Source organism: Streptomyces malaysiense (genome assembly GCF_000980885.2).
In the GTDB taxonomy this organism is placed as follows: domain Bacteria; phylum Actinomycetota; class Actinomycetes; order Streptomycetales; family Streptomycetaceae; genus Streptomyces; species Streptomyces malaysiense.
The window spans coordinates 1-24,249 of record NZ_LBDA02000009.1; the positions used below are offsets into that span (position 1 = coordinate 1).

23 protein-coding genes are annotated in these 24,249 nt (G+C 73.5%); 15 read left to right on the top strand and 8 right to left on the bottom strand.

The window, feature by feature from the left end; translation table 11 throughout:
- Positions 1-393: 393 nt before the first annotated feature.
- The 4 genes from VT52_RS05065 (at position 394) to VT52_RS05080 (ending at position 3,935) form a co-directional block, all read left to right on the top strand.
- The gene (locus VT52_RS05065; RefSeq protein WP_046418360.1) at positions 394-927 is read left to right on the top strand and encodes a MarR family winged helix-turn-helix transcriptional regulator; all 534 of its coding nucleotides are present in this window, start codon (positions 394-396) and stop codon (positions 925-927) included.
- A gap of 191 nt (positions 928-1,118) precedes the next feature.
- Positions 1,119-2,546, top strand: a complete 1,428-nt coding sequence (locus VT52_RS05070) for a DUF2252 domain-containing protein (protein WP_046418361.1) — start codon at positions 1,119-1,121, stop codon at positions 2,544-2,546.
- 197 nt (positions 2,547-2,743) lie between these two features.
- Positions 2,744-3,556, top strand: a complete 813-nt coding sequence (locus VT52_RS05075) for a hypothetical protein (RefSeq protein ID WP_046418289.1) — start codon at positions 2,744-2,746, stop codon at positions 3,554-3,556.
- A gap of 49 nt (positions 3,557-3,605) precedes the next feature.
- Positions 3,606-3,935 (top strand): rhodanese-like domain-containing protein, encoded by a 330-nt coding sequence (locus VT52_RS05080; protein WP_046418291.1) that lies wholly within the window; start codon positions 3,606-3,608, stop codon positions 3,933-3,935.
- Between the two features lie 22 nt (positions 3,936-3,957).
- On the opposite strand, the gene VT52_RS05085 is transcribed toward VT52_RS05080, so the two are convergent.
- From VT52_RS05085 to paaA, 6 genes are all read right to left on the bottom strand, one after another.
- A complete protein-coding gene (locus VT52_RS05085; protein ID WP_046418293.1) occupies positions 3,958-5,100 on the bottom strand; it encodes an acyl-CoA dehydrogenase family protein in 1,143 nt (380 codons plus the stop codon).
- Between the two features lie 114 nt (positions 5,101-5,214).
- Complete coding sequence (locus tag VT52_RS05090; RefSeq protein ID WP_046418294.1) at positions 5,215-6,279, bottom strand: 2Fe-2S iron-sulfur cluster-binding protein; 1,065 nt, start codon at positions 6,277-6,279, stop codon at positions 5,215-5,217.
- Positions 6,279-6,851: a 1,2-phenylacetyl-CoA epoxidase subunit PaaD gene (paaD, locus tag VT52_RS05095; RefSeq protein ID WP_046418296.1), complete on the bottom strand. Its 573-nt coding sequence runs from the start codon at positions 6,849-6,851 to the stop codon at positions 6,279-6,281. Before paaD ends, VT52_RS05090 begins: the two co-directional genes overlap by 1 nt.
- Positions 6,845-7,546, bottom strand: a complete 702-nt coding sequence (paaC, locus tag VT52_RS05100) for a 1,2-phenylacetyl-CoA epoxidase subunit PaaC (protein ID WP_046418362.1) — start codon at positions 7,544-7,546, stop codon at positions 6,845-6,847. Before paaC ends, paaD begins: the two co-directional genes overlap by 7 nt.
- 26 nt (positions 7,547-7,572) lie before the next feature.
- Positions 7,573-7,860 carry a 1,2-phenylacetyl-CoA epoxidase subunit PaaB gene (gene paaB / locus VT52_RS05105; RefSeq protein ID WP_046418297.1) on the bottom strand — a complete coding sequence of 96 codons (288 nt, stop codon included), beginning with the start codon at positions 7,858-7,860 and terminating at the stop codon, positions 7,573-7,575.
- On the bottom strand, positions 7,857-8,891 hold the full coding sequence (gene paaA, locus VT52_RS05110) for a 1,2-phenylacetyl-CoA epoxidase subunit PaaA (RefSeq protein ID WP_046418299.1): 1,035 nt from the start codon (positions 8,889-8,891) through the stop codon (positions 7,857-7,859). Before paaA ends, paaB begins: the two co-directional genes overlap by 4 nt.
- A gap of 776 nt (positions 8,892-9,667) precedes the next feature.
- Between paaA and VT52_RS05115 the strand changes: the two genes are divergently transcribed.
- From VT52_RS05115 to VT52_RS05125, 3 genes are read left to right on the top strand one after another with little or no spacing between them, the layout of a single operon-like run.
- Positions 9,668-10,435: a DUF5819 family protein gene (locus VT52_RS05115; RefSeq protein ID WP_420856259.1), complete on the top strand. Its 768-nt coding sequence runs from the start codon at positions 9,668-9,670 to the stop codon at positions 10,433-10,435.
- Entirely contained in the window at positions 10,432-11,631 is a 1,200-nt protein-coding gene (locus VT52_RS05120) for an HTTM domain-containing protein (RefSeq protein ID WP_046418302.1), read from the top strand. Before VT52_RS05115 ends, VT52_RS05120 begins: the two co-directional genes overlap by 4 nt.
- Entirely contained in the window at positions 11,628-12,380 is a 753-nt protein-coding gene (locus tag VT52_RS05125; protein ID WP_046418304.1) for a TrmH family RNA methyltransferase, read from the top strand. Before VT52_RS05120 ends, VT52_RS05125 begins: the two co-directional genes overlap by 4 nt.
- A gap of 54 nt (positions 12,381-12,434) precedes the next feature.
- Here VT52_RS05125 and paaN read toward each other — a convergent pair whose 3' ends face one another.
- Positions 12,435-14,126 carry a phenylacetic acid degradation protein PaaN gene (paaN, locus tag VT52_RS05130; RefSeq protein WP_046418306.1) on the bottom strand — a complete coding sequence of 564 codons (1,692 nt, stop codon included), beginning with the start codon at positions 14,124-14,126 and terminating at the stop codon, positions 12,435-12,437.
- Positions 14,127-14,285: 159 nt separating this feature from the next.
- Here paaN and VT52_RS05135 point away from each other — a divergent pair, with 159 nt between their 5' ends.
- Both VT52_RS05135 and VT52_RS05140 read left to right on the top strand, forming a co-directional pair.
- The gene (locus VT52_RS05135) at positions 14,286-15,800 is read left to right on the top strand and encodes a 3-hydroxyacyl-CoA dehydrogenase (RefSeq protein WP_046418308.1); all 1,515 of its coding nucleotides are present in this window, start codon (positions 14,286-14,288) and stop codon (positions 15,798-15,800) included.
- Positions 15,797-16,384: a TetR/AcrR family transcriptional regulator gene (locus VT52_RS05140; RefSeq protein ID WP_046418311.1), complete on the top strand. Its 588-nt coding sequence runs from the start codon at positions 15,797-15,799 to the stop codon at positions 16,382-16,384. Before VT52_RS05135 ends, VT52_RS05140 begins: the two co-directional genes overlap by 4 nt.
- A 124-nt stretch (positions 16,385-16,508) precedes the next feature.
- Here VT52_RS05140 and VT52_RS05145 read toward each other — a convergent pair whose 3' ends face one another.
- Positions 16,509-17,006, bottom strand: a complete 498-nt coding sequence (locus VT52_RS05145) for an Lrp/AsnC family transcriptional regulator (protein WP_206306435.1) — start codon at positions 17,004-17,006, stop codon at positions 16,509-16,511.
- A 175-nt stretch (positions 17,007-17,181) separates the two neighbouring features.
- On the opposite strand from VT52_RS05145, the gene pdhA reads away from it, so the two are divergent.
- From pdhA to VT52_RS05175, 6 genes are all read left to right on the top strand, one after another.
- Positions 17,182-18,336 (top strand): pyruvate dehydrogenase (acetyl-transferring) E1 component subunit alpha, encoded by a 1,155-nt coding sequence (gene pdhA / locus VT52_RS05150; RefSeq protein WP_046418316.1) that lies wholly within the window; start codon positions 17,182-17,184, stop codon positions 18,334-18,336.
- On the top strand, positions 18,333-19,337 hold the full coding sequence (locus tag VT52_RS05155) for an alpha-ketoacid dehydrogenase subunit beta (RefSeq protein WP_046418318.1): 1,005 nt from the start codon (positions 18,333-18,335) through the stop codon (positions 19,335-19,337). The genes pdhA and VT52_RS05155 overlap by 4 nt, the downstream gene beginning before the upstream one ends.
- Positions 19,337-20,725: a dihydrolipoamide acetyltransferase family protein gene (locus VT52_RS05160; RefSeq protein ID WP_046418320.1), complete on the top strand. Its 1,389-nt coding sequence runs from the start codon at positions 19,337-19,339 to the stop codon at positions 20,723-20,725. Before VT52_RS05155 ends, VT52_RS05160 begins: the two co-directional genes overlap by 1 nt.
- Positions 20,726-20,786: 61 nt before the next feature.
- Positions 20,787-21,722: an NTP transferase domain-containing protein gene (locus VT52_RS05165; RefSeq protein ID WP_046418321.1), complete on the top strand. Its 936-nt coding sequence runs from the start codon at positions 20,787-20,789 to the stop codon at positions 21,720-21,722.
- The gene (locus VT52_RS05170; protein ID WP_046418322.1) at positions 21,719-23,128 is read left to right on the top strand and encodes a molybdopterin molybdotransferase MoeA; all 1,410 of its coding nucleotides are present in this window, start codon (positions 21,719-21,721) and stop codon (positions 23,126-23,128) included. Before VT52_RS05165 ends, VT52_RS05170 begins: the two co-directional genes overlap by 4 nt.
- On the top strand, positions 23,116-24,249 hold the full coding sequence (locus VT52_RS05175; protein ID WP_079174850.1) for a potassium channel family protein: 1,134 nt from the start codon (positions 23,116-23,118) through the stop codon (positions 24,247-24,249). Before VT52_RS05170 ends, VT52_RS05175 begins: the two co-directional genes overlap by 13 nt.

Genomic DNA, 24,249 nt, shown 5'->3' on the forward strand with positions numbered 1-24,249 from the left:
GCTCGGCGTCGCGCTGGTCACGCTCGCCTTGCAGGTGGGCGGCGGCGGGGGCGTCGGCCGGAGCGGGAGCGGGGCGGCCGCGGTGGTGCTGATGGCGGCCTCGGTCGTCGCGGTGGCGGCGGCTTGGTTCGGGCCGAGGGGAGGAGCGCGGGAAGGGGCTCAGGAGGGGGCGTGAGAGGGGGCGGAGGGGGCGGCGGGGGGTGAGGGCTCGCGGCTCGCGGGGGGCCGTACGCGGAGGTTCGCGGAAGGGGCCGGGGCGCTGCGGGGCCGGATCCCGGGGCCTTCGGGGCCTCTCGTGGGAGGCTCCCCGGGGTGGCCGAGCCCGGCTCCGGGAGCTGTCCGACCCCTGGACGGCCCGGCCTTTTCCGGATGCCGCCCGGCTACGCTTTCCGCATGTCCGCGCAGCCACGCCCCGACGTCTCCGCGCCCGGTTCCGCCGGGTGGGCAGAGTCCGCCCCCGGCGGTCAGGCGCCCGAGGCCCGTCTGCTGACCGAGGCCGTCACCCGGCTGCGCCGCGCGCTGCGCTCCTCGATCCGTACCGACTATCCGTGGGAGACGCTCCCCATGGCGCAGGTCGAGCTGCTCCAGGTGCTCGGCGAGCACTCTCCCGCGCGGATCAGCGATCTCGCCGCGCGCCGGCGCCTGGCACCGAGCACGGTCAGCGGGCTGATCGGTCAGATGATCAGTGCGGGACTGGTCGCGAGGGACGTCGACGCCGCCGACCGCCGGGCCTCCGTCGTCACCCTCACCGACGCGGGCCGCGAGAAGCTCGCGGCCTGGACCACGGCGCACGAACGCCGCATCGACGCCGCGCTCGGCGCGCTGGACGACGACGCCCGCGAGGCCATCGGGAACGCCCTGCCCGCCTTGTTCCGGCTCGCGGAGAACCTGGGCGGGGAGGCGGGGGACGCCACGTCCGAGCGGTGAGCCGGCGGCCGGGGAGCCGGACTCGCCGGTGTCGGGGTGTGGGCCGGCGAGCGGGCTTTCCACAGCCGCCGGGTTGTCCACAGGGCTGACGCGGTTTCCCGAGGCGGTTGTACGGTCTTGCCGAGTCGATGTTCGTCTCGACGCGTACGACGGGGGAGGCGGTCGCGGTGGCCGGGAGCGGTGCGGGCGTGATGGGTGAGCAGCGGGAGCGGGGGGAGCGGCCCGAGGGCGGGGCGCGCAGGCTGCCCCGGGTGCGCGGGTTCGCCGAGTGGCCCCGGCGGGGTTCCCCGAAGGAGGAGGGCAAGGCCCTGCGGACGGGCGTGCCGCGCCGCGACCACGGCTTCCTCGAACCGGACACCGCCCGCCCGGACGCGGTGAGCGCCGTCGTCCAGTCCAACGCCGGCCGGATACCCGAACTGACCCCGATCCGCGTGGGCCGGATGGCGGCCACCCCCTTCGCCTTCCTGCGGGGCTCCGCCGGACTCATGGCGTACGACCTGGCGCGCACCCCCGTGACCGGAATAGGCGCGCAGCTCTGCGGCGACGCCCACGCCGCCAACTTCGGGCTGTACGGCGACGCCCGCGGTGGCCTCGTCATCGACCTCAACGACTTCGACGAGACCGTGCACGGCCCCTGGGAGTGGGACCTGAAGCGGCTCGCCACCTCGCTGGTGCTGGCCGGCCGCGAGGCCGGCGCCGACGAGGACACCTGCCGTGCCGCGGCGCGGGACGCGGCCGGCGCCTACCGCCGCACCATGCGGCTGCTGGCGAAGCTCCCGGCGCTGGACGCGTGGAACGCCATCGCGGACGAGGAGTTGGTCTCCCACGCCGACGCCCACGACCTGCTCGGCACCCTGCGACGGGTCTCGGAGAAGGCGAGGGTCAACACCAGCGGCCGGTTCGCGGCGAAGTCGACCGAGCCGCATCCGGACGGCGGGCGGAGCTTCGTCGACGCCTCGCCCGTGCTGCGCCGGATACCGGACGGCGAGGCAGCCGCGGTCGCCGTGTCCCTGCAGGAGTACCTCACGACCCTCTCCGAGGACCGCCGTCCCCTGCTCGCCCGGCACTCGGTGCACGACGTGGCCTTCCGCGTGGTCGGCACCGGTAGCGTCGGCACCCGCTCGTACGTGGTCCTGCTCCTCGACCACCGCGGGCATCCACTGGTCCTCCAGGTGAAGGAGGCCCGCCCCTCCGCGCTGCTCCCGCACCTGGCCGCCGCCGGCTTCGGGAACCCGCCGGTGGCGCACGAGGGCCGCCGGGTCGTGCTCGGGCAGCAGCGGATGCAGGTGGTCAGTGACACCCTGCTGGGCTGGACCACGGTCGACGGGCGGCCTTTCCAGGTACGGCAGTTCCGCAACCGCAAGGGCAGCGTCGACCCCGCCGCCCTCGCCGCCGACCAGGTCGACGACTACGCCCGCATGACCGGCGCCCTCCTGGCCCGCGCCCACTCCCACAGCGCCGACCCCCGCCTGATCGCCGGCTACTGCGGCAGGAACGAGAGCCTGGACAACGCCGTCGCCGCCTTCGCCCTGGCCTACGCGGACCTCACGGAGTCCGACCACGCCGCCCTGGTCACGGCGATACGCACGGGTCGCATACCGGCGGAGCCGGGCGTGTAAGCGGGAGGTTCTTCGGGACGGGGGGCCTCCTGGGAGGCGCCCCCCAGGAGGCCCCCCGTGGGGCGCGAGGAACCGCGCGACCGGCCACCGCGTACCCGCACCCGCCGGTGAACCCCCACGCCCCACGACGATCGGTACCGATCGGTCCCGCCCTCCGCCCCCGTGCCGAGCCGGGCACAGCGACTACGCTGGGGCGGGTGACCACCCCGGAAGCCGAACAGCCCCACGCCCCCCGCCCCGAGGCGCGGCTCGAACAGGCCGTACGGGCCGCCGAGCAGGCGTTGATCGAGTACGAGATCGCCGTGGAGACCTTCCGCGTCGAGGTCGAGAACTTCTCCCGGCTGCACGAACAGCGGCTCGGCCCGCTCTACCTGCGCCTGGAGGAGCTGGACGCCGAGATCGCCGAGGCGACGGCCGCCCGCACCGGAGACCCGGAGGACGTGCGCCGCGCCGAGGAGGCCCGCGCCAACGTCCTGCCGATCCCCGGCGTCGAGGAGCTGATGCACGGCTGGATGGACGGCCACGGCCTCCATCCCGAGGCCGCCGCCATGCTCACCGACCAGGCGGTGCGCCCCCCGGAGCGGGTACGGCCCAGCGAGGAGGCCCGCAAGCTCTACCGCGACCTCGCCCGCAAGGCCCACCCCGACCTGGCACAGGAGGAGGACGAGCGCACCCGGCGCGAGGAGTTCCTCACTCGCGTCAACGCCGCCTACGCCCGCGGTGACGAGGCCCTGCTGACGGAACTGGCCGAGGAATGGGCCGCGGGACCGGTGCCGCCCGAGCGGCGCCCGAGCCCCGCCGAGGAGCTGTACGCCCGTCTCGAATGGCTCTCCCAGCGCAAGGAACTGCTCAACCTGGTCGCCCGCGAACTGGAGGACGGCGCCATCGCCGGCATGCTCCGCCTCGCCCCCGACGACCCGGACGCGCTGCTGGAAGAGATCGCCGGCAAGCTCCGCGCCGACATCACCCGGCGTGAGGAGGAACTCGCGGCCCTGCTGGCGCGGGATTGAACCGGGCCCGCCGTCGGGTAGCGTCGGAACCATGAATTTCGGAGCTGGTGTGCCCACCGTCGGTGTCTCGGACCTCAAGGACGACGACTTCCTGCTGGACGTCCGCGAGGACGACGAGTGGCAGGCGGGCCACGCCGAGGGAGCGCTGCACATCCCGACCAGTGAGTTCGCGGCCCGTTACGGCGAGCTGACCGAGGCCGCCCCGCAGGACGGCCGCGTCCATGTGATCTGCCGTTCCGGCGGCCGGTCCGCCCAGGTCACCATGTATCTGGTGCAGCAGGGCGTCGACGCGGTGAACGTCGACGGCGGCATGCAGTCCTGGGCCGCCGCGGGCCGCCCGGTGACCACCGGCGACGGCCGGCCGGGCCACGTGATCTAGCGACCCCTCCGGCCGCCCGCGCTCAGCCGAGCGGGTGCGCCGCCAGCAGGTCGCCGAGCCTCTCCTCGTACGCCGCCGCCGGGCCGAGCGCCAGTTCCAGGTGCTTGGCCCAGGCGTGGTAGCGGTGCAGGGGGTAGTCGGTGTCCGCGCCGAAGCCGCCGTGCAGATGCTGCGCCGTCTGCACCACCCGACGCACGCCCTCCGCCGCCCAGATCTTCGCCACCGCGACATCCCCGGCGGCGGGCAGCGCGCCCGGCGCCCCGGAGGCGATCCGCCACGCGGCCTGCCACAGGGTGGCCGCCATGGCCCGCAGATCGATGTACCGGTCGGCGGCCTGCACGGCCACCGCCTGGAAGGTCGCGATCGGATGCCCGAACTGCTCGCGCCTGCCGGTGTATTCGCCGGTCATCTCCAGCACCCGTTCACCCAGCCCGAGCGCCAGCGCGCAGGTGCCGGTGGCGAGCAGCGCGTGCAGCCACTCCCAGGCGCCTTCGGCCTCGATGACCTCGCCCGCCTCCAGCCGCACTCCGGCCAGCCGCAGTTCGGCCAGCCGCTCCCCGCTGGTGGACACCTGCTCGACGAGCGTCACCCCGTCCAGCCCCTGGGGCAGCAGTGCGAGCACGCTGCTCCCGGCCGCCGTGCCCTCGACGTGCGCCGGTACGACGACGAGGTCCGCGTCGTACGCCCACGGCACCGCCGTCTGCACCCCGTCCAGCACCCACCCCGGGCCCTGCCGCCGTGCGGTGACGGCGAGTTCTGCGGGTTCATGGCCGCTGCGTCCGCTCGCGGCGACGGTCAGCACCAGCTCCCCGCGCCCGGCCCGCTCCAGCAGACGCTCCCCCGACTCCTTGCTCCCGTAGGCCCCTACGACCGCCGCGGCCGCGCTGTGCTCCAGCAACGGCACCCGCGCGAGCACCTTCGCCGACTCCCGCAGCACCAGGCACAGGGCGATCGCGTCCAGGCCCGCGCCGCCGTACGCCTCGCCGAGCAGCAGGCTCAGCAGATCCGCGCCGGCCAGCCGGGACCACAGCTCACGGTCGAGGCCCTCGGCCACGGCGCCCGGGGTCAGTGCCGGACTGGGCACCGCGTCCGGCACGACACCGGCGAACACCCCGCGCGCCGCCTCGGCCGCCGCCCGCTGCTCCTCGGTGAAGGTGAAGTCCACGGCCTGTCCCTCCGACGGTGCGTCGCGTCATCTGACGATCCGTCAAGATAGAACAGGTTCTAGGAGAAGGGAACCTCGACGGCTCCCTCCCGTGGTGCGTTCCGCGGCACTCCCTCAGCGGTCGAAGTCCAGCTCCACCTGCTCGGTCAGCGGATGGGACTGGCAGGCCAGTACGTACCCGGCGTCCGTCTCCTCATCTTCCAGGGCGAAGTTGCGGTCCATGCGGACCTCACCGGAGACCAGGAAGGCCCGGCAGGTGCCGCAGACACCGCCCTTGCAGGCGTAGGGCGCGTCGGGGCGGTTGCGCAGCACGGTCTCCAGCAGGGACTCGCCCTCCCGCACCGGCCACGTGCCGCCGCGTCCGTCGAGCCGGGCGGTGACCGTGCTGTGCGCGGCCCCCGGCACGGCGCCCGCCGTGGTCGGACCCGAGTCCACATGGAAGATCTCCTGGTGGATCCGCGCGCGGTCCACGCCCAGCTCGCGCAGCGCCCCCTCGGCACCCTGCACCAGCCCGTAGGGTCCGCACAGGAACCATCCGGCCACCCGCTCCAACGGCAGCAGCGCGGGCAGCAGTTCGGTGAGGCGCCCCTGGTCGAGCCGGCCGGACGGCAGCCCCGCCTGCTGCTCCTCCCGGGAGAGCACGGTCACCAGCTGAAGCCGCTCGGGGTAGCGGTCCTTCAGGTCGGCGACCTCCTCCAGGAACATCGTGGACGCGGCCGTGCGGTCGCCTCGGATCAGGCAGAACCGGGCCTCCGGCTCCCGCGCCAGCAGGGTGGAGACGATGGACAGCACCGGGGTGATGCCGCTGCCGCCGACGATCGCGGCGTACCGCCCCGGCGCCGGTTCCAGGGTGAAGCGGCCGGCCGGGGTCATGACCTCCAGCTCGTCCCCCACGTTGATCTCCTTCAGCGCGTAGCTGGAGAAGGCGCCGCCCTCCACCAGCCGCACCCCCACGCGCAGGCTGCTCGGGCCCTCGCTGTCCGGGGCGGGGGCGGGGGAGCAGATCGAGTAGGTCCGCCGCACCTCCGTGCCGTCCACCCGGCGGCGCAGCGCGAGGTGCTGACCGGGGGCGTGCCGGTACTCCCCGCGCAGCCCGGCCGGGACGGTGAGGGTCAGGGCGACGGAGTCGTCGGTGAGCCGGTCGACCGCGGCCACCTGGAGCGGGTGGAAGCGCGCCATCACAACTCCTTGAAGTGGTCGAACGGTTCGCGGCAGGACAGACAGCGGCGCAGCGCCTTGCACGCGGTGGAGGAGAACCTGCTCAACAGCTCGGTGTCGGCCGAACCGCAGTGCGGGCAGCGGACCGGCTCGGTCTCGACGGTGCCGGCGGCCCCCGTGGTGCCGATGGCCCCCGTGGTGTCGGTGGCGTCGGTGCGGGTCGGGCCGAGGGCCAGCGGTATCGGACCGGAGGTCGCGCGCGTCCTCGGGGGAGCTATACCGAACTCCCGCAGTTTTCGTCGGCCTTCGGGGGTGATGTCGTCGGTCGACCAGGCGGGTGAGAGCACCGTGCGCACCGAGACCTCGCGCAGACCGTGCTCCCGCAGGACCCGTTCGATGTCGAGGGACATCGCCTCGATGGCCGGGCAGCCGGTGTAGGTGGGGGTCAGATCGACCTCGGCGGCGCCGCTGCCGTGCAGGCGCAGCGCGCGCACCACGCCCAGCTCATGGAGCGTGAGCACCGGAAGCTCGGGGTCGGGGACCGAGCCCGCCAGCTCCAGCAGCTCCGCCTCCAGGGCGGTGGCGGTCACCATGACGCCCCCGGATGGCTGCGGTGCAGATGCTGCATCTCGGCGAGCATCCGGCCGAAGGACTCGGTGTGGACGCCCTGACGCCCGGCGCCCGCCGACCAGGCTCCGGTGCGGGGCCCCTCGGGAACGGTCAGGGTGGCCCGGCCGAGCACGCGCGTGACCGACTCGACCCAGCGGGACTCCAGGTCCGCCCAGTCGACGTCCAGTCCCTCCACGGGCTGGAACAGCTCACCGGTGAACCGCCACAGCGCGTCACAGGCGCGCCGCATCCGCTCATGGCTGGTCTCGGTGCCGTCGCCGAGGCGGAGGGTCCACTGTTCGGCGTGGTCGCGGTGGTAGGCGACCTCCTTGACCGCCTTCGCGGCCAGTGGTGCGAACGGTCCGTCGCCCGCGGCGAGTTCGGCGTGCAACAGGTGCTGGTAGGTGGAGAAGTACAGCTGGCGGGCGATGGTGTGGGCGAAGTCGCCGTTCGGCTGCTCGACCAGTTGGAGGTTGCGGAAGGAGCGCTCCTCGCGGAGGAAGGCCAGCTCGTCCTCGTCCCCGGCCAGGGACAGCAGCACCCGGGCCTGGCCGAGCAGGTCGAGGGCGATGTTGGCGAGGGCCACCTCCTCCTCCAGGACGGGGGCGTGCCCGGCCCACTCCCCCAGGCGGTGGGAGAGCACCAGGGCGTCGTCGCCGAGCGCGAGCGCGGCGGTCACCGGAACGGTGGCGGGGCCGGCGGCGGTCACAGGTGCTTCACCCCGTCCGGGATCTCGTAGAAGGTCGGGTGCCGGTACGGCTTGTCGGCGGCCGGCTCGAAGAAGGGGTCCTTCTCGTCCGGCGACGACGCGGTGATCGCGGTGGCCGGGACGACCCAGATGGAGACGCCCTCGCCGCGGCGGGTGTACAGATCGCGGGCATTGCGCAGCGCCAGTTCGGCGTCGGGCGCGTGCAGGCTGCCGGCGTGGGTGTGGGAGAGGCCGCGCCGCGAGCGCACGAAGACCTCCCACAGGGGCCAGTCGGTGGTGCTCATGCTCGCTCCGCTCCCGTCGTCCGGTGTCGGGCGGCCTCGGTGCCGCCGCTGTGCCTGGCCGCGTGGGCGGCGGCCGCTTCCCGTACCCACGCGCCCTCGTCGTGGGCGCTTCTGCGCTGGGTCAGGCGCTGTTCGTTGCAGGGTCCGTTGCCCTTGAGGACCTCCCAGAACTCCGTCCAGTCGATCCGGCCGAAGTCGTGGTGCCCCCGCTCCTCGTTCCACTTGAGGTCCGGGTCGGGGAGGGTAAGGCCGAGGGACTCGGCCTGGGGGACGCAGATGTCGACGAAGCGCTGGCGCAGCTCGTCGTTCGAATGGCGCTTGATCTTCCAGGCCATGGACTGGGCGGAGTGCTGGGACTCGTCGTCGGGCGGGCCGAACATCATCAGTGAGGGCCACCACCAGCGGTCCACCGCGTCCTGCGCCATCGCGTGCTGTTCCGGGGTGCCCCGGCTCAGGGCCAGCAGCAGTTCGTAGCCCTGGCGCTGGTGGAAGGACTCCTCCTTGCAGATCCGCACCATGGCGCGCGCGTAGGGGCCGTAGGAGCAGCGGCACAGCGGCACCTGGTTGGTGATCGCGGCGCCGTCCACCAGCCAGCCGATCGCGCCGACGTCGGCCCAGGTCAGGGTGGGGTAGTTGAAGATCGAGGAGTACTTCTGGCGGCCGCTGTGCAGCTTGTCGAGCAGTTCGTCCCGGCCGGTGCCGAGGGTTTCCGCCGCGCTGTACAGGTACAGGCCGTGTCCCGCCTCGTCCTGGACCTTGGCCATCAGGATCGCCTTGCGGCGCAGGGACGGCGCGCGGGTGATCCAGTTGGCCTCCGGCTGCATCCCGATGATCTCGGAATGCGCGTGCTGGGCGATCTGCCGGACCAGCGTCGCGCGGTAGGCGTCGGGCATCCAGTCGCGCGGTTCGATGCGCTCGTCGGCGGCCACCGCCGCGTCGAAGGCGTGCTGGTGTTCCGAGTCGTCCCCGGCGGTGTTCCGGGCGCCGTCCGCCTCCGGGCGGGCTGTGCCCTGCGCGGCTGCTGTGACCATGCGATCCCCCTGACCTCGGGCTCTGCGGCGGGATTCTCCCGACCGATCGTTCGGTTCGTGCGTATCAATGGTGTGCTGGGCCGCCGGACAGTGTCAACCGCTGTGGAAAACTCCGCGCGGAACCTGTGGACGAGCGGAATCCGGCGCCGAGGGAAGCCGGGGGCCGAGGGAAAACCGGGGGCCGAGAGGAATCCCGGGGCCGAGAAGAATCAGGGACGAGACGAATCCGGGCGGCGGTGACTGTGGACGAAGCGTGCGGGGACGGCGGGGTCCGGCCCCCGGGGCTGCGCTCGGTGGCCGCGGCTGAGTACCGTTCCGTGCATGTGCCGCGACGGGGCGCTCGCGCACCGTGCGGCGCCGGGCCGGGCGGCCGTATCGGATGGGTCGGCCCCCGTGGGCCGGCCCGGTGGCCGACCCACGACTGAGCCGGAATTGGGGGACGGGGCGGAATGGACGCGTACGACGAGGACCCGGGGGCCGCGCGTGGCCCGGACGGGCCGGCCGGGGCGCGTCCCCCGGAGAAGCCAGGGGTCCCGGGGGATCAGAGGGCTCCTGGGAGCCCGGAGTCCGTTGCGGGCCCGGAGACCGCTGGGGCCCCGGAGACCGTTGAGCGCTCGGAGACCGCTGGGGGCCCGGGGCGTCCGGAGCCGCTGAGGACCTCCGAGGACACTCCCGGGCGCCTTCCGGAGGGGGAGCCGAAAGGGGAGAGCGACGGGGAATCCGCCGAGGGGGAGCCGGGCCGGTCACCGCTGGGCCAGGAACCGGGCCATGAGCCGGTGGGCGAGCAGCCGGACGGCCACGAGCCGACCGGGCAGGGCGGCCACGAGCTGAGCGGGCCGACCGGCCACGAGCCGACCGGCCACGAGTCCCCGAGCCACCAGCTCCCCACCCCTGCCCGCCGAGGTCTCGCCGCCCTCTCCCCCCGCTACCAGGCCGTCGCCGCGCTGGCGGTCGCCGTCATCGGCGTCGGCGTCGGGGTACACCTGCTGATGGTGTTCCTCAGCCTCGCGCCGCAGAACACGGTGTCGAAAGAGCACGGCAAGGCCGTCGAGGCATGGGTGTTCCCGGAGTTCGAACAGAACTGGAAGCTGTTCGCCCCCAATCCACTCCAACAGAACATCGCCGTGCAGGTGCGTGCCGACGTGCGGATGAAGGACGGCAGCGTGAGCACCACCGGCTGGACCGACCTCTCCGCCCAGGACGGCGCCGCCATCAAGGGCAACCCGGCGCCCAGCCACACCCAGCAGAACGAGCTGCGTCGCGCCTGGGACTTCGTCACCGCGACGCACACCGCGGACAACCGCCCCGTCGGCATGCGCGGCTCGCTGTCCGAGGAGTACCTGCGCCGGATCGCCGTGATGCGCCTGTACCGCACCGACCCGACCCGCCGGATCGGCGTCATCCAGCGGGTCCAGGTCCGTTCCCGCACCATCAATGTGCAGCCCCCCTCCTGGAGCGGTGAGCGGGTGCCCGACAAACCCGTCTACCGGACCCTCCCCTGGTGGACGGTGAGTGCCGCCGAGGCCGCCGGAGGTGTGCGGTGAACCAGCCCTCTCAGGTCTTGTCGCGCGGGCTCGCCCGTGTCACTGGGGCCGCGCTCGGGCCGTACCAGAGCGCGGTGATCCGGATCGGCTTCGCCGGTACCTGGCTGTCCTTCCTGCTGCGCGAGTTCCCCCACCGCCAGGAGCTCTACGGCCCCGACGGTCCCTGGGACTGGAACATGGGCCGTCAGCTGACCTCGGACAATCACGCCTTCACGGCCCTCACGTGGTCGAGCGGGCAGCTGTGGTTCGAGTGCTTCTACGTGTTCGCGATCCTCGCCAGTGCCGCGCTGCTGCTCGGCTGGCGCACCCGTACGGCGTCCGTGCTGTTCATGGTGGGCGTCCTGTCCCTTCAGAACCGCACCGTCTTCGTCGGCGACGGCGGCGACAACGTGCTGCACCTGATGGCCATCTACCTCGTGTTCACGCGCTGCGGGCAGGTGTGGTCCCTCGACGCGCGGCGCCGGGCTCGCGAACCGCGGATCCCCACCGACTGGACCGGCCTCGTCCTGTGGACGGTGCTCGGGTCCGTACTGGTCACGGCGACCGCGGCGGGCCGGCTCTTCGACAACTCCTGGCTGATCCCCGCCCTGCTGTGGACGGCGTGGGTGGGTCTCGCGCTGTGGTGGCTGGTCCAGCGCCTGGTGCGCTCGGCCGAGCCGCGGATCCTGCTGGACGTGATCGCCGACGTCCTGCACAACGGCGCCCTCGTGGTGATCATGGCCGAGGCGTGCCTGATCTACGCCACGGCCGGCTGGTACAAGATCCAGGGCTCGCGCTGGCAGGACGGCACCGCCGTCTACTACCCGCTGCACCTGGACTACTTCTCGCCCTGGCCCGGTCTCGCCGATCTGATGTCCACCAGCGGCACCATCCTGATGGTCGTGGCGTACGGCACCGTCATGGTGCAGGTCGCCTTCCCGTTCACCCTGCTCGACCGGCGGGTGAAGAACGTGCTGCTGGTGCTGTTGATGCTGGAGCACTCCGTGATCGCGATCGTGCTCGGCCTGCCGTTCTTCTCGCTGGCGATGATCACCGCCGACGCGGTCTTCCTGCCGACGTCCTTCCTGCGCCGGGTCGGCGTCTTCGCCGCCCGCGCGCGGGGACGGTTCGTCAAGGACGGCGGCGAGGAGGCCGCGGTGCCCGCGCCCCGCGCCCCGGAGGACAGCACGCCCACCCACGTAGGGTTCACGGCATGACCGATCCGTTGCTCCGCTGGCGCGAGTACGCCGCCCGTGCCGTGCTGCTCGACGGCTTCCACGCCCTCAAGCACGCGCTGCGCTTCGGGGCCGAGGTGCCGGTGGCGGTCACCACCGACCGGCGGGCCGCGCTCGCCCTGGCCGAGGAACTGGCCGGGGACGTACGCCAGACCCTGGAGGGGCTGCTCGTCGAGGTGCCGGAACAGGCGTACGCCGCGCTCGTGGCCCGTCCGCATCCGACGGGGGTCGCCGCGCTCGCCGTACGGCCCTCGCGCGAGGCCAATCTGGAGGTCCTCGCCAGGACGCCGCGCACCGCCCCCGTGGTGGTCCTCGACAACCCCCGCAACCTCGGCAACGCGGGTGCCGTGATCCGGCTGGCCGCCGGGTTCGGTGCGACCGGCGTGGTCACCACGGGCACGCTCGACCCCTGGCATCCCACGGTGGTGCGCGGGGGCGCGGGGCTGCACTTCGCGACCGCCGTGGAGCGCCTCGGCGTCGACGAGTTGCCGCCCGGTCCGCTGTTCGCCCTGGATCCGGAGGGCGAGGACATCCGGGGCACCGAGCTGCCCGACGACGCCGTCCTCGCGTTCGGTTCGGAGCGCACCGGTCTCTCGGCGGACGTACGCGCGCGTGCCGGGCATCTGCTGCGGCTGCCGATGCGCCCCCAGGTCTCCAGCTACAACCTCGCCACCAGCGTGGCGATGACGCTGTACCACTGGAGCGCCACCGCGGGCGCACCGGCCGCCTAGGCACGCGGCCGTCAGGAGGGTGAAGCGGCGCTCCCTCCCGACGGCCCCTGTCTGCTAGCCCTGGTGGCGCACCTCGACCACCCGGAAGCGGTTCGCCACGAAGGCGCCGTCGCACAGGGCCGCGTTCGCCGCCGGATTGCCGCCCGAGCCGTGGAAGTCGGAGAAGGCGGCCGTCTGGTTCACGAACACCCCGCCCGTGAGGTTGAAGGACAGCTGCGCGGCCTCCTCCAGGCACACCTCCTCGACGGCCCGCTGCACCTCGCCGTCGGTGGTGTAGGCGCCGACCGTCATCGCGCCCTTCTCGCGGACCGTGCGCCGCAGCAGCTCCAATGCGTCGCTCACCGAGTCGAGGGCGACGGCGAAGGAGACGGGGCCGAAGCACTCGCTCATGTAGGCGGCCTCGGCGTCCGGCTTGGCGCCGTCCAGCTTGACGATCACCGGGGTGCGCACGACCGCGCCCGGGAACTCCGGGTTGCTGATCTCCCGCGAGGCGAGGGCGACCTCCCCTAGGCCGGCCGCGGCCTCCAGGCGGGCCTTGACGTCCGGGTTGACGATCGCGCCCAGCAGCGCGTTGGCCCGCGCGTCGTCGCCGAGCAGACCGTCGACCGCGCGGGCGAGGTCGGCGGTGACCTCGTCGAAGGTCTTCGGGCCCTGGTCGGTGAGGATGCCCTCGCGCGGGATCAGCAGGTTCTGCGGGGTGGTGCACATCTGGCCGCTGTACAGGGACAGCGAGAACGCCAGGTTGGACAGCATCCCCTTGTAGTCGTCCGTGGAGTGCACGACCACCGTGTTGACGCCGGCCTTCTCCGTGTAGACCTGGGCCTGGCGGGCGTTGGCCTCCAGCCAGTCGCCGAAGGACGTCGAGCCGGTGTAGTCGATGATCCGGATCTCCGGGCGGGTCGCGAGGGCCTTGGCGATGCCCTCGCCGGGGCGCTCGGCGGCCAGCGCGACCAGGTCGGCGGCGAAGCCCGCCTCGGTGAGCACCTCACGGGCGATCCGCACGGTCAGCGCGAGCGGGAGCACCGCGCGCGGGTGCGGCTTGACCAGGACCGCGTTGCCGGTCGCCAGGGAGGCGAACAGGCCCGGGTAGCCGTTCCACGTCGGGAAGGTGTTGCAGCCGATCACCAGGCCGATGCCGCGCGGCACGGGCGTGAAGTTCTTGGTGAGCACCAGCGGGTCGCGCTTGCCCTGCGGCTTGGACCACTCGGCGGTCCCGGGGGTGCGGACCTGCTCCGCGTACGCGTACGCCACCGCCTCCAGGCCGCGGTCCTGGGCGTGCGGGCCGCCCGCCTGGAACGCCATCAGGAAGGCCTGGCCGCTGGTGTGCATGACGGCGTGCGCGAACTCGTGCGTCCGGTCGCTGATGCGCTTGAGGATCTCCAGGCAGACCACGGCACGCACCTCGGCGCCCGCGTCCCGCCAGGCCGGCTGCCCGGCCTTCATCGCGGGCAGCAGCACGTCCAGGTCCGCGTGCGGGTAGCTCACGCCCAGCTCGATGCCGTACGGAGAGGTCTCCCCGCCCACCCAGTCGTCCGTGCCCGCCTGGCCGAGGTCGAGGCGGGTGCCGAGCACGGCGTCGAAGGCGGCCTTGCCCGCGGCCGCGTCCAGGCTGCCGTGTTCGCCGTAGGCCTTGGGGTGCTCGGGGTGCGGGGACCAGTACGCGCGTGTGCGGATCGCTTCCAGGGCCTGGTCGAGAGTGGGCCGGTGCTTCGCGATCAGCTCGGGGGCGGTCAGTTCGGCGGCCATGCGGGACCAACTCCTCGTCTGGAGAACTCGCCTTCGAGTTCGGGACCTGGCGGAAAGAGCAGCGGGATGGGACGGTCAGGGCTAGAGTAACCGAACGATCGGTCGGTTCAAGGGGGTCCGCCGCATCTGTGGAAAACCCCGTGCGGGAGGATCGCGCACATGACAGCACTCGACCTCAGCAGCCCTGTGGCCGTCGTCGGCACCGGCACCATGGGCCAGGGCATCGCCCAGGTCGCACTGGTCGCCGGCCACCCCGTGCGGCTCTACGACACCGCACCCGGGCGGGCCCTGGAGGCGGCCGCGGCGATCGGCGCGCGCCTGGACCGGCTGGTGGAGAAGGGCCGGCTCGACGCCGCCGCCCGGGACGCGGCCCGTGCCCGTCTGGAGCCCGCGCAGGCGCTCGCGGAGCTTGCCGACTGCGGCCTCGTCGTGGAGGCCGTGCTGGAGCGGCTGGACGTCAAGCAGCGACTCTTCGGCGAACTGGAGGACGTCGTCGGCGAGGACTGCCTGCTGGCCACCAACACCTCCTCGCTCTCGGTGACGGCGGTCGGCGGCGCCCTGCGCCATCCGGGCCGCTTCCTCGGCCTGCACTTCTTCAACCCCGCGCCGCTGCTGCCGCTGGTCGAGGTCGTCTCGGGCTTCGCCACCGACGTCACCTCGGCCACCCGCGCGTACGAGACCGCCCGAGCCTGGGGCAAGACCCCGGTGGCCTGCGCGGACACTCCCGGGTTCATCGTCAACCGGATCGCCCGGCCCTTCTACGCCGAGGCGTTCGCCGTCTACGAGGCCCAGGGCGCCGACCCGGCCACCATCGACGCGATCCTGCGCGAGTCGGGCGGCTTCCGCATGGGCGCGTTCGAACTCACCGACCTGATCGGCCAGGACGTCAACGAGGCGGTGACGCACTCGGTGTGGCAGTCCTTCTTCCAGGACGTGCGGTTCACGCCCTCGCTGGCCCAGCGACGCCTGGTGGAGTCCGGCCGGCTGGGCCGCAAGGCCGGTCACGGCTGGTACGACCACGGGGAGGGTGCCGAGAAGCCCGAGCCGCACACCGCCGACAAGGAGCAGCCGCCGGCCTACGTCCTCGCCGAGGGCGACCTCGGACCCGCCGCCGAGCTGCTCGCGCTCATCCGCGAGGCGGGCATCCAGGTCCGCACCGAGGACGGCGACGAGGACGGCCACCTGGAGCTGCCCGGCGGCGGCCAGCTGGTCCTCGCGGACGGCCAGACCTCGGTGGAGTTCCGCGACGTCGTCTACTTCGACCTCGCCCTCGACTACCGCAAGGCCACCCGCATCGCCCTGTCCGCCTCCCAGGACACCTCGAAGGCGACCCTCGCCGAGGCCGTCGGCCTGTTCCAGGCGCTCGGCAAGGACGTCAGCGTCATCGGCGACGTCCCCGGCATGATCGTGGCGCGCACGGTGGCCCGGATCATCGACCTCGCCCATGACGCGGTCGCCAAGGGCGTCGCCACCGAGGAGGACGTCGACACCGCGATGCGGCTGGGCGTCAACTACCCGCTCGGCCCCTTCGAATGGGACCGCAGGCTGGGCGACGAGTTCGCCTACGACGTCCTGGACGCGATGCACGAGCGCGACCCCGGCGGACGTTACGCGCCCTCCCTCGCGCTCTACCGGCACGCCTACGCCGACGACAAGCGGGAGGGCACCTCATGACCACGCCCCGGCGCGACACGTACACCCCCGAGTCGCTGCTCTCCGTCGCCGTCCAGGTCTTCAACCAGCGCGGCTACGACGGCACCTCCATGGAGCACCTGTCCAGGGCGGCCGGCATCTCCAAGTCGTCGATCTACCACCATGTCAGCGGCAAGGAGGAGCTGCTCAAGCGGGCCGTCAGCCGTGCCCTGGACGCCCTTTTCGCCATCCTGGAGGAGCCGGCGGCGCGCGAGGGGCAGGCCGTGCGGCGCCTGGAGCACGTCGTGCGGCGCATGGTCGAGGTGCTCATAGCCGAGTTGCCCTACGTGACGCTGCTGCTGCGGGTGCGCGGCAACACGGCCACCGAGCGCTGGGCGCTGGAGCGCCGCCGCGACTTCGACCACCGGGTCGCCGAGCTGCTCAAGGCGGCCGCCGCCGACGGGGACGTACGCCCCGACGTGGAGGTGCGGCTGGCCACCCGGCTGGTCTTCGGCATGATCAACTCCATCGTGGAGTGGTACCGGCCGGAAGCCCGCGGGGCCTCGGGCCGCGAGGTGGCCGACGCGGTGGTCCAGCTGGTCTTCTCCGGACTGCGCAGGGCGTGACGCCCGGCGGCGGGCAGGGCCCGGCTCCCGACCGCACCGGGTCCGCTCCCGTGATGATCCGTGGTGATCTGTGATCATCCGGGAAAGCCGGCCTGGACGGCCGTGAAGGCGGGACCGGGCGTGATCAGGCGTCCGGTTCCAGGTCCTCCTCCTCGAACACCAGCAGCGTGCGGGTGCTCAGCACCTCCGGGATCGCCTGGAGCCGGGTGAGCACCACCTCGCGCAGCGCCCGGTTGTCGGGCGTGTGCACCAGCAGCAGGACGTCGAAGTCGCCGCCCACCAGGGCGATGTGCGAGGCACCGGGCAGCCGGCGCAGCTGCTCGCGGACCGTGCGCCAGGTGTTCTGGACGATCTTCAGTGTGATGTACGCCGACGTGCTGTGCCCGGCCCGCTCATGGTCCACGCGGGCGCCGAAACCCCGGATCACCCCGTCCTCGACCAGCCGGTTGATGCGCGCGTAGGCGTTGGCCCGCGAGACATGGACGCGTTCGGCGACCGACCGTATCGAGGCGCGGCCGTCCGCCTGGAGGATGCGCAGGATGTCCTGATCGATGGCGTCCAGCGGCCGCGCCGCCGGCGGCAGCGCGTCCTGCGCCGTCTCGGCCATTTGTTCAGGTGCCATGTCCCCCCGCTTCATCGCCGTGGACGTCCTGCGTTCATTGCAGGCTGTGGAGAACCGTTTGTCCACAGCCTGGAGGTGCCTGTAGCCAAAATGTGCCGACGACCGAACAATCGGTAGGTGAGGCGGGTCACAGCCGACACGTCTCCCGTAGCCGCTCCCACGAGGAGGTGCCGTCATGACGGTTCTGGAGCAGCGGGGCGCGTACCGGCCATCGCCGCCGCCCGCCTGGCAGCCCCGTATGGACCCCGCGCCGCTGCTGCCCGACGCCGAGCCGTACCGCGTCCTCGGCACCGAGGCGGCCGCCAAGGCCGATCCTGGTCTGCTCCGCAGGCTGCACGCCCAGCTGGTGCGCGGCCGCCGCTACAACACGCAGGCCACCGCGCTCACCAAGCAGGGCCGCCTCGCCGTCTACCCCTCCAGCACCGGCCAGGAGGCGTGCGAGGTCGCCGCCGCCCTGGCGCTCGAAGAGCGCGACTGGCTCTTCCCCAGCTACCGCGACACCCTGGCCGTCGTCGCCCGCGGTGTGGACCCGGTCGAGGCCCTCACCCTGTTGCGCGGCGACTGGCACACCGGCTACGACCCGTACGCGCACCGGGTGGCCCCCCTCTCCACCCCGCTGGCCACCCAGTTGCCGCACGCCGTCGGCCTCGCCCACGCCGCCCGCCTCAAGGGCGACGACGTGGTCGCGCTCGCCATGATCGGCGACGGCGGCACCAGCGAGGGCGACTTCCACGAGGCGCTGAACTTCGCCGCCGTCTGGCAGGCACCCGTCGTCTTCCTGGTGCAGAACAACGGCTTCGCCATCTCCGTCCCGCTCGCCAAGCAGACCGCCGCCCCCTCCCTGGCCCACAAGGCCGTCGGCTACGGCATGCCCGGCCGCCTGGTCGACGGCAACGACGCGGCGGCGGTGCACGAGGTGCTCACCGACGCCGTACGACACGCCCGCGCGGGCGGTGGACCGACGCTGATCGAGGCGGTCACCTACCGCATCGACGCCCACACCAACGCCGACGACGCCACCCGCTACCGGGGCGACGCCGAGGTCGAGGCCTGGCGCGCGCACGACCCGGTGCGTCTGCTGGAGACGGAGCTGACCGAGCGCGGCCTGATCGACGCGGCCGGCCTGGAGTCCGTACGGGAGGACGCCGAGGCGATGGCCGCCGACCTGCGCGAACGGATGAACCAGGATCCCGAGCTCAACCCGATGGACCTCTTCGACCACGTCTATGCCGAGACCACCGCCCAACTGCGCGAACAGCGGGACCTGCTGCGGGCCGAGCTGGCGGCCGAGCAGGACGGGCCCGACCAGCAGGAAGGCGACCGCCGATGACCACCGTGGCCGTCAAGCCCGCCACCATGGCCCAGGCCCTCACCCGCGCGATGCGCGACGCGATGGCCGCCGACCCGACCGTGCACGTGCTCGGTGAGGACGTCGGCACCCTCGGCGGTGTCTTCCGCGTCACCGACGGGCTCGCCAAGGAGTTCGGCGAGGACCGCTGCACCGACACCCCGCTCGCGGAGGCGGGCATCCTCGGCGCCGCCGTCGGCATGGCCATGTACGGTCTGCGCCCGGTGGTGGAGATGCAGTTCGATGCCTTCGCCTACCCGGCGTTCGAGCAACTGGTCAGCCATGTCTCCCGGATGCGCAACCGCACCCGCGGCCGGATGCCCCTGCCGATCACCGTCCGCATCCCCTACGGCGGCGGTATCGGCGGCGTCGAGCACCACAGCGACTCCTCCGAGGCGTACTACATGGCCACCCCCGGCCTGCACGTGGTCACACCCGCGACCGTCGCCGACGCCTACGGCCTGCTGCGGCAGGCCATCGCCTCCGACGACCCGGTCGTCTTCCTGGAGCCAAAGCGGCTCTACTGGTCCAAGGACACCTGGAACCCGGAGGAGCCGACCGAGGTCGAGCCGATCGGGCGCGCGGTGGTCCGGCGCACCGGCCGCAGCGCCACGCTCATCACCTACGGCCCCTCCGTGCCCGTCTGCCTGGAGGCCGCCGAGGCCGCGCGGGCCGAGGGCTGGGACCTGGAGGTGGTCGACCTGCGCTCCCTGGTGCCGTTCGACGACGAGACGGTCTGCGCCTCCGTGCGGCGCACCGGACGCGCGGTCGTGGTGCACGAGTCCACCGGGTTCGGCGGTCCGGGCGGCGAGATCGCGGCCCGTGTCACCGAGCGCTGCTTCCACCACCTGGAGGCCCCCGTGCTGCGCGTGGCCGGGTTCGACCTCCCCTACCCGCCGCCCATGCTGGAGCGGCACCATCTGCCCGGAGTCGACCGCGTCCTGGACGCCGTGGCCCGGCTCCAGTGGGAGGCCGAGGGCTGATGGCACAGGTGCTGGAGTTCAAGCTGCCCGATCTCGGCGAGGGACTGACCGAGGCGGAGATCGTGCGCTGGCTGGTCCAGGTCGGTGACGTGGTCGCCGTCGACCAGCCGGTGGTCGAGGTCGAGACGGCCAAGGCATCGGTGGAGGTCCCCTGCCCCTACGGCGGCGTGGTCACCGCCCGCTACGGCGACGAGGGCACCGAACTCCCGGTCGGCGCCCCGCTCCTGACGGTCGCGGTCGGCGAACCGGACGCGGAGTCCACGGCGGGCTCGGGCAATGTCCTGGTCGGGTACGGCACGTCCGAGGCGCCCGGCCGGCGCCGGAGGGTGCGGCCGGTGGCCCTGACCGGTGGTGGCGCCGGCGGGAACGGCGCCAACGGCGTGCGTGCCGCGGTGCGGGGCGCCGACGCCGCGAGTTCCGGTGTGAACGGCACTGCCGCGGCACCGGCTCCGGGCCTGCCCGGCACGGCGCTGCTGTCCGGCGGTCCCGTGCCGGTGATCTCCCCGCTGGTGCGCAGGCTCGCCCGAGAGGGCGGACTGGATCTGCGTCAGCTGGCGGGCTCCGGCCCGAACGGGCTGATCCTGCGCGCCGACGTGGAGCGTGCCCTGCGGGCCGGTGCGGGTCCGGAGAGCGGTCGTACGGCCGAGCCCCCTGTCGCGGCGGTGCCCGTCCAGGCCATGGCGTCCGCCCCGGTCGCGGGCGAGGTGCGTGTTCCGCTCAAGGGCATCCGCGGTGCCGTCGCCGACAAGCTGTCCCGCAGCCGCCGGGAGATCCCGGACGCGACCTGCTGGGTGGACGCCGACGCCACCGAACTGATGCGCGCTCGGGCCGCGATGAACGCGGCGGGAGGCACGAAGATCTCGCTCGTCGCGCTGCTCGCCCGTATCTGCGCCGCTGCCCTCGCGCGGTTCCCCGAGCTGAACTCCTCGGTCGACACCGAGGCCCGCGAGATCGTCCAGCACCCCCATGTGCACCTCGGGTTCGCGGCGCAGACCGAGCGCGGCCTGGTCGTGCCGGTCGTCCGGGACGCCCATGCCCGCGACGCGGAGTCGCTGACCACCGAGTTCGCCCGGCTCACCGAGGCGGCCCGCGCCGGGACGCTGACCCCGGGAGAACTCACCGGCGGCACCTTCACGCTGAACAACTACGGGGTCTTCGGCGTCGACGGCTCCACGCCGATCGTCAACCACCCCGAGGCGGCCATGCTCGGCGTCGGCCGGATCGTCCCCAAGCCGTGGGTGCACGAGGGCGAGCTGGCCGTGCGCCAGGTCGTCCAGCTCTCGCTCACCTTCGACCACCGGGTGTGCGACGGCGGTACGGCGGGCGGCTTCCTGCGGTATGTCGCGGACTGCGTGGAACAGCCGGCGGTGCTGCTGCGCAGCCTGTGACCCGCCGGGTTCCCGTCCTCCGTCGGTTCCCTGTGATCGGCGCGGCCCGCATACTCGGGGAGTGACCGACAACGCCACCGCCGGGCAGGCGGCCACCTCGGCCGTCCTCGGAGCCCACGCGGCACCCTCGCCGTACGACGCCGTCGTACTGGCCGGAGGTGCCGCGCGGCGGCTCGGCGGGGCCGACAAGCCCGGCGTCCGGGTCGGCGGCCGGGCGCTGCTGGACCGGGTGCTCACGGCCTGCGCGGGCGCCCGTACGACCGTCGTCGTGGCCGCGCCCCGGAGCACCGTCCGCCCGGTGTGCTGGGCGCGCGAGGAGCCACCCGGCGCGGGACCGGTCGCCGCGCTGGCGGCCGGGTTGCGGCACGTCACGGCCGAACACGCCGTCGTCCTCTCCGCCGACCTGCCCTTCCTGCGGGCGGACACGCTGCGGCGGCTGTTGACCGCCCTGGGCGAGAGCGGCGCCGACGGCGCGCTGCTCACCGACGCGGACGGCCGCGACCAGCCCCTGGTCGCCGCGTACCGCACCGCTGCCCTGCGCCGCGAACTGGCCGCGCTCGCCACCGCGCACGGCGGCCTCACCGGGCTGCCGCTGCGCCGGCTCACCGGCGCCCTCCGCCTCAGCCGGGTCCCGGACCCGCACGCGTCCTTCGACTGCGACACCTGGGACGACATCGTCAACGCCAGGGCACGGATCAGGGAGCATGGGCACGTGTTGGATGAATGGATCTCCGCAGTCAAGGACGAGCTGGGCATCGACCTGGACGTCGACACGAACGTCCTGCTCGACCTCGCCCGGGACGCCGCGCACGGTGTGGCCCGGCCCGCCGCCCCGCTGACCACCTTCCTCGTCGGCTACGCCGCCGCCCAGGGCAAGGGCGGCCCCGAGGCCGTCGCCGAGGCCGCCCGCAAGGCCGCCGCGCTGGCTCTGCGCTGGGAGGAAGAGGCGTCGGGCACCGGGGAAAGCGGGGGCCCGAGCGCCCCGGACGCCGGGTGACCGCGCCCGGCCTGCGTGACGGGGCACCCGTGGAGGACAGCGACGACCTCGACGTCGAGGAGGCACTGGCCCTCGTGAGGGAAGCCAAGGACGACGGCACCGGCCCGGCCCGGGACGCGCGGCCCGCCGAGCCGAACCGGCATGCGCCGGCGGAACGGCACCGGGCCACCCCCTGGCCCGAGGCCCGCGAGATCGCCGCCCGGACCGCCCGGAGCACCCGCTCGGGCCGGCCCGCCGGCACCACCGCCGCGGGCGGTCCCGTCCCCCGCCGCGCCCCCGTCTCCGTCCCCCTCGCAGATGCCCTCGGCCTCGTCCTCGCCGCGCCCCTCGACGCGCTCGGCGACCTGCCCTCGTTCGACACCTCCGCGATGGACGGCTGGGCGGTCGCCGGCCCCGGGCCCTGGACGGTGCGCGAGGCGGGTGTGCTCGCCGGGCACGCGCAGCCCGCGCCGCTCACCGACGGCGAGGCGGTCCGTATCGCGACCGGTGCCCGTGTCCCCGCCGACACCACCGCCGTCCTGCGCACCGAGCACGGCCGTACGGACGCCCAGGGCCGGCTGCACGCCACCCGGGAGACGGCGCACGGCCAGGACATCCGTCCGCGCGGCCAGGAGTGCCGCAGCGGCGACCAGTTGCTGCCCGTCGGCACCCAGATCACCCCGGCCGTCCTCGGTCTGGCCGCCGCCGCGGGGTACGACACCGTCACCGTCGTCCCCCGGCCCCACGCCGACGTCCTCGTCCTCGGAGACGAGCTGCTGACCGAGGGGCTGCCGCGCGAGGGGCTGATCCGGGACGCGCTCGGCCCCATGCTGCCGCCCTGGCTGCGGGCGCTCGGCGCCGAGGTCGTGGCGGTGCGCCGGGTCCGCGACGACGCCGACGAGCTGCACAGGGCGATCACCGACTCCACGGCCGACCTGGTCGTCACCACCGGGGGCACCGCCGCCGGGCCCCTCGACCATGTCCACCCCACCCTGGAACGCATCGGCGCCGAACTCCTCGTCGACGGGGTGAAGGTGCGCCCGGGGCACCCCATGCTGCTGGCCCGCACCAAGGACGGCCAGCACCTCGTCGGCCTGCCCGGCAACCCCCTCGCTGCCGTCTCCGGCCTCGTCACGCTCGCCGAGCCGCTGCTGCGGACCCTCGCCGCCCGCCCCGCCCCCGAGCCCTACACGCTGCCGCTGACGGAGCCGGTGCACGGGCATCCGTACGACACCCGGCTCGTCCCCGTGGTGCTGCGCGGCGACCGAGCCGTACCGCTGCACTACAACGGCCCGGCCATGCTGCGCGGGATCGCCGCCGCCGACGCGCTGGCCGTCGTACCCCCGGGCGGGGCCCGGCAGGGCGCGGAGACGGAGCTGCTGGACCTGCCCTGGACGACCGCGGGGATCGGGGTATGTTTCACGTGAAACGTGCGGATGACGACACCCCCGGCACCACCGGGGTGCCGCGGGGCGACAGCCTCACCGCGGACGAACGCCCGGTCGCCCACCGGGTGGAGCTGCCGGTGAAGGTGGTGGAACGGCCGCTCCGCCAGGTCGCCAAACGGCTGCTGATGGCGCTGCTGGTGCTGGTCGTCACCGCGCTCGTGGTCTACGCCGACCGCGCCGGCTACCACGACAGCGCCGACGACTCCGTGGACCTGCTCGACTCGTTCTACTACGCCACCGTCACCCTCTCCACCACGGGATACGGCGACATCACCCCGGTCAGCGACAGTGCTCGGCTGACCAACATCTTCGTCATCACGCCCCTGCGTGTGCTGTTCCTGATCATCCTGGTCGGCACCACGCTGGAGGTCCTCACCGAGCGCACCCGGGAGGAATGGCGCCTGAAACGCTGGAGGTCCGCCTTGCGCGAGCACACCGTCGTCGTCGGCTTCGGCACCAAGGGACGTTCGGCCGTGCAGACCGTCTGCGCGACCGGGCTGAAGAAGGAGCAGGTGGTCGTGGTCGACCCCAGCGCCAAGGTGATCGACGCGGCGACCGCCGACGGCTACGCCGGGGTCATGGGCGACGCCACCCGCAGTGACGTCCTCAAGCGGGCCGAGGTGCACAGGGCCCGGCAGATCATCGTGGCCCCGCAGCGCGACGACACCGCCGTGCTGGTCACGCTGACCGCCCGTCAGCTCAACCGCGGCGCGAAGATCGTGGCCGCGGTGCGCGAGGAGGAGAACGCCCCGCTGCTGCGGCAGTCCGGTGCCGACGCCGTCATCACCAGCGCCAGCGCGGCCGGACGGCTGCTCGGCCTGTCCGTCCTCAGCCCCGCCGCCGGCATGGTCATAGAGGACCTCATCCAGCAGGGCAGCGGCCTGGACCTCGTGGAGCGTCCGGTGGTGCGCGCCGAGGCGGGCAAGGCGCCCCGCGAGATCGACGACCTCGTGGTGAGCGTCGTACGCGGTCACCGGGTGCTCGGTTACGACGACCGGTCCATCGGTGCCCTCCAGCTGACCGACCGGCTCATCACCATCGTGCGCGCCAGCCCCGCCACCCGGATCACCCCGCACCCGCGCCCCCTGCCCGGGGACTGA

Coding starts and splice junctions, on each gene's coding strand:
- VT52_RS05065 (WP_046418360.1), top strand. CDS start 394: ATGTCCGCGCAGCCACGCCCCGACGTCTCCGCGCCCGGTTCCGCCGGG.
- VT52_RS05070 (WP_046418361.1), top strand. CDS start 1,119: ATGGGTGAGCAGCGGGAGCGGGGGGAGCGGCCCGAGGGCGGGGCGCGC.
- VT52_RS05090 (WP_046418294.1), bottom strand. CDS start 6,279: ATGGCGCGCTTCCACCCGCTCCAGGTGGCCGCGGTCGACCGGCTCACC.
- paaD (WP_046418296.1), bottom strand. CDS start 6,851: ATGGTGACCGCCACCGCCCTGGAGGCGGAGCTGCTGGAGCTGGCGGGC.
- paaB (WP_046418297.1), bottom strand. CDS start 7,860: ATGAGCACCACCGACTGGCCCCTGTGGGAGGTCTTCGTGCGCTCGCGG.
- paaA (WP_046418299.1), bottom strand. CDS start 8,891: ATGGTCACAGCAGCCGCGCAGGGCACAGCCCGCCCGGAGGCGGACGGC.
- VT52_RS05125 (WP_046418304.1), top strand. CDS start 11,628: ATGACCGATCCGTTGCTCCGCTGGCGCGAGTACGCCGCCCGTGCCGTG.
- paaN (WP_046418306.1), bottom strand. CDS start 14,126: ATGGCCGCCGAACTGACCGCCCCCGAGCTGATCGCGAAGCACCGGCCC.
- VT52_RS05135 (WP_046418308.1), top strand. CDS start 14,286: ATGACAGCACTCGACCTCAGCAGCCCTGTGGCCGTCGTCGGCACCGGC.
- VT52_RS05140 (WP_046418311.1), top strand. CDS start 15,797: ATGACCACGCCCCGGCGCGACACGTACACCCCCGAGTCGCTGCTCTCC.
- VT52_RS05145 (WP_206306435.1), bottom strand. CDS start 17,006: ATGGCACCTGAACAAATGGCCGAGACGGCGCAGGACGCGCTGCCGCCG.
- pdhA (WP_046418316.1), top strand. CDS start 17,182: ATGACGGTTCTGGAGCAGCGGGGCGCGTACCGGCCATCGCCGCCGCCC.
- VT52_RS05155 (WP_046418318.1), top strand. CDS start 18,333: ATGACCACCGTGGCCGTCAAGCCCGCCACCATGGCCCAGGCCCTCACC.
- VT52_RS05160 (WP_046418320.1), top strand. CDS start 19,337: ATGGCACAGGTGCTGGAGTTCAAGCTGCCCGATCTCGGCGAGGGACTG.
- VT52_RS05175 (WP_079174850.1), top strand. CDS start 23,116: ATGTTTCACGTGAAACGTGCGGATGACGACACCCCCGGCACCACCGGG.